5 protein-coding genes are annotated in these 2,914 nt (G+C 70.1%); 2 read left to right on the forward strand and 3 right to left on the reverse strand.

Features of this window, described 5'->3' with window-relative positions:
• On the reverse strand, nucleotides 1-340 hold a 340-nt coding region (locus APY03_RS10560), incomplete at its 3' end, for an ESPR domain-containing protein (protein ID WP_157103398.1).
• Nucleotides 341-419: 79 nt separating this feature from the next.
• Between APY03_RS10560 and APY03_RS45320 the strand changes: the two genes are divergently transcribed.
• On the forward strand, nucleotides 420-554 hold the full coding sequence (locus APY03_RS45320) for a hypothetical protein (protein WP_269475636.1): 135 nt from the start codon (nucleotides 420-422) through the stop codon (nucleotides 552-554).
• On the opposite strand, the gene APY03_RS10565 is transcribed toward APY03_RS45320, so the two are convergent.
• Both APY03_RS10565 and APY03_RS10570 read right to left on the reverse strand, forming a co-directional pair.
• The gene (locus APY03_RS10565) at nucleotides 551-1,267 is read right to left on the reverse strand and encodes a GntR family transcriptional regulator (RefSeq protein ID WP_068676558.1); all 717 of its coding nucleotides are present in this window, start codon (nucleotides 1,265-1,267) and stop codon (nucleotides 551-553) included. The two genes, APY03_RS45320 and APY03_RS10565, sit on opposite strands and share 4 nt — an antisense overlap.
• Entirely contained in the window at nucleotides 1,267-1,992 is a 726-nt protein-coding gene (locus tag APY03_RS10570; RefSeq protein WP_068676560.1) for a maleate cis-trans isomerase family protein, read from the reverse strand. Before APY03_RS10570 ends, APY03_RS10565 begins: the two co-directional genes overlap by 1 nt.
• Nucleotides 1,993-2,162: 170 nt before the next feature.
• Between APY03_RS10570 and APY03_RS10575 the strand changes: the two genes are divergently transcribed.
• On the forward strand, nucleotides 2,163-2,914 hold a 752-nt coding region (locus tag APY03_RS10575; RefSeq protein WP_068676697.1), incomplete at its 3' end, for an IclR family transcriptional regulator.

Genomic DNA, 2,914 nt, shown 5'->3' on the forward strand with positions numbered 1-2,914 from the left:
CCACGTAGCCCTCCAGCCCGCCGAGCGCGTTCAGCTGCGGCGTGCCGGTGGTCAGGGTTGCGCGGCTGCGCGAGACGCCTGCGGCGGAGGGCGTCTGGATGTTGACCAGGGGCACGCCGTTGGGCGCCAACAGCACGGTGGGCCTGAGGCCCGGTGCCGCGCCCGGCGCGCCGACGATCTGCGCCTGCGCCGCCATGGCGACCAGCAGGCTCGCAAGCGCAGTACCGACAAGAACGGGAGTGGCGCCGCTGGCCTTACCCGTGCTGCGAGCCGTTTCCTGCACGACGATGCGCATGCCGCGCGCGGCGTTGAAGACGATGCGGTGAAGATGCTTGTTCATGGCATCACACCCATCTCGCGCGCGCGTCTTCTTCCGAGCCGCAGGCCCGAAACCTCCCTGGGAATCATCACGTCGACCCTTGTTCTTTTTGAAAGGGCCGGATTCTGCTGTGCAGCGCCGCAATATCGGCGGCGGCGCCAGAAAGAGTCAGATTGCCGTCATCGAAGGCGCGGCCATGCAGGCGCTCGACGATGCCTCAGGCTTCTCGTGCTAAGGCCCGAAGATCGCCGCGAGATCGACCTCCTCGCTCGCGCCGTCGAGCTTCATGCTGCCCTCGATGTGCGCCAGGTGCTCCAGCATCAGCTTCTGGGCGCGCGGCGCGTCGCGCTTCGCGATCGCCTCGATGATCTTCGAATGCTCATCGGCCCGGCAGCTGGCGGAGGTCGGCGCGTCGTAGAGGAAGATCATCAGGCAGGTCAGCACCGACAGCTCGCGCATGCTGCGCGCCAGCGCAGTGTTGCCGGCGAGCTCGGCGGCAAGCGAGTGGAACTCGCCGGACAGGCGGATGACCGCGCGCTTGTCGTCGCGGCGCCGCGCGTCGAGCTCGCGCGCCTGGTGCTCGCGCAGGCGCGCAAGCTTCTCGGGCGAGAGCGTGTCGATGAGCCGCCGCACGATGGCCGGCTCGATCAGCCGGCGGGCCTCGAACACGTCGCGTGCCTGTTCGATCGTGGGCTTGGCCACGAAGGCGCCGCGCTGCGGGAAGAGCTCGACGATCTGCTCGTGGGCCAGCCGCGCCAGCACCTCGCGGATGCGCGCGCGGCTGGCGCCGAAGATCTCGGCCAGCCGCTCCTCGCCCAGCTTGGTGCCGGGATGCAGGCGATGTTCGAGGATGGCCGCGTAGATCTTTTCGTAGATCTCGTCCTGCGTGTTCTCGCGTTCGAGCCGGGCGGGCGTGGCGGCGCGCTTGCGCGCACGGGGGGTCGACATCAGCGCCAGCCGAAGAGCGCGCCCCAGCCGCGCACCTGCGCCGGGTCCGCGCCGGCCGCGCGCAACTGGCCCCAGAAGGTGGTGCTCACGGTGTCGAGCAGCGGAATGCCGAGCTCGGCCTCCACCGCCTGCGCGAGCGGCGCCGCCCGCAGGTTGGTGCAGAAGGTGGTGATCGCCTCGGGCCGCGCCCCCGCGACCTCGCGCATCAGTTCCAGCAGCCGGTCGGGCTCGACCGCCGCGAAGTCGTGGTTGACGCGGATGCCGAGATGGCGCTCGGCCACCACCTCGATGCCGATGCGGCGGTAGTTGTCGACGATTTTCTGCTGCACGTCCGCGGTGTAGGGCGTGACCAGCGCGAGCCGCTTCACGCCGCGCAGCGCCAGCAGTTCGTTGAGCGCCAGCACCGCGGTGGTGGCGGCGATGCCGGTGCGCTCGCGGATGCGCTCGACCAGGCGCCGGTCGGCCTCGAAGCCCAGCCAGCCCGAGGAGGTGCCGCTCCAGCCGATGACGTCGACCTTCGCGTCGGCCAGGAGGTCGGCGGCGGCGAGGATCTTGCTGTCGTCGAACTGGCCCAGCGCCTGCGCCGAGAGCGCGATCTCGGTCACCTGGAAGCGCGAGAAGTGCGCGCTGCAGCCCGGCACGGCGGCGGCCAGCGCGCTGGTCAGCGGCTCCAGCGCGGTGTTGGACGAGGGCGTCAGAACGCCGAGGCGCAGGGTCGGGGGCATGGGCATCCTTTGGAAAGCAGTCGTGTCGGCATCAGTGTTACCACCATGTTCGCGGGGGCCATTGTTGACGACTATGTCGACAACGCCAAGCCTGTTTTGTTGACAAAGGAGCCGGGTCGACGGCCGAGAAGCCGCATGCCTCCTGGCGTGCAATTTGCAAGGCGCACCCCATGACCGCCTCTCCCCGCCGTACGCCCCGCAACGCTGCCAGCCCGATCACCCGCATCGACCGCGATAGCGACAGCACCGTGCAGTCGCTCACGCGGGCGCTGCAACTGCTGGAGGTGCTGGCCGAGGACGACGAGGGCTACCGACTGGTCGACATCGCGGCGCGCAGCGGGCTGTCTTCCTCGACCGCGCACCGCCTGCTCACCACGCTGGAGCAGCGCCAGTTCGTCCAGTTCGATCGCGAGACCAACCTCTGGTATGTGGGCGTGCGCTGCTTCTCGGTCGGTGCCGCCTTCGCGCGCCGGCGCCGCATCGCCCAGCTCGCCCTGCCGGTGATGCGCCGCCTGCGCGACAGCCACGGCGAGACGGTCAACCTCGGCGTCGCCGATCTCGGCGACATCGTGTTCGTGACCCAGGTGGAAAGCCGCGAGGTGATGCGTGCCATGGGCAAGCCGGGCTTCCGCGCCCCGCTGCACGGGACTGCGATGGGGCAGGCGATCCTCGCCGCGATGGCCGAGGACGACGTGCTGCAGTACCTGCGCACCTACGGCCTGCCGAAGCTCACCGCCAACACCATCGCGCGCGCCTCGCGGCTGCACGAGACGCTGGGCGAAGTGCGGCGCGCCGGCTTCGCGATCGACGACGAGCAGAACGCGGTCGGCCTGCGCTGCATCGCCGCGGCGATCCGCGACGAGCATGGGCAGCCCTTCGGGGCGATCTCGCTGGTGGGGCCGACGCAGCGCATCAAGAGCGC

The organism is Variovorax sp. WDL1, from assembly GCF_001541225.1.
GTDB lineage: Bacteria > Pseudomonadota > Gammaproteobacteria > Burkholderiales > Burkholderiaceae_C > Variovorax.

Coding starts and splice junctions, on each gene's coding strand:
- APY03_RS10570 (WP_068676560.1), bottom strand. CDS start 1,992: ATGCCCCCGACCCTGCGCCTCGGCGTTCTGACGCCCTCGTCCAACACC.
- APY03_RS10565 (WP_068676558.1), bottom strand. CDS start 1,267: ATGTCGACCCCCCGTGCGCGCAAGCGCGCCGCCACGCCCGCCCGGCTC.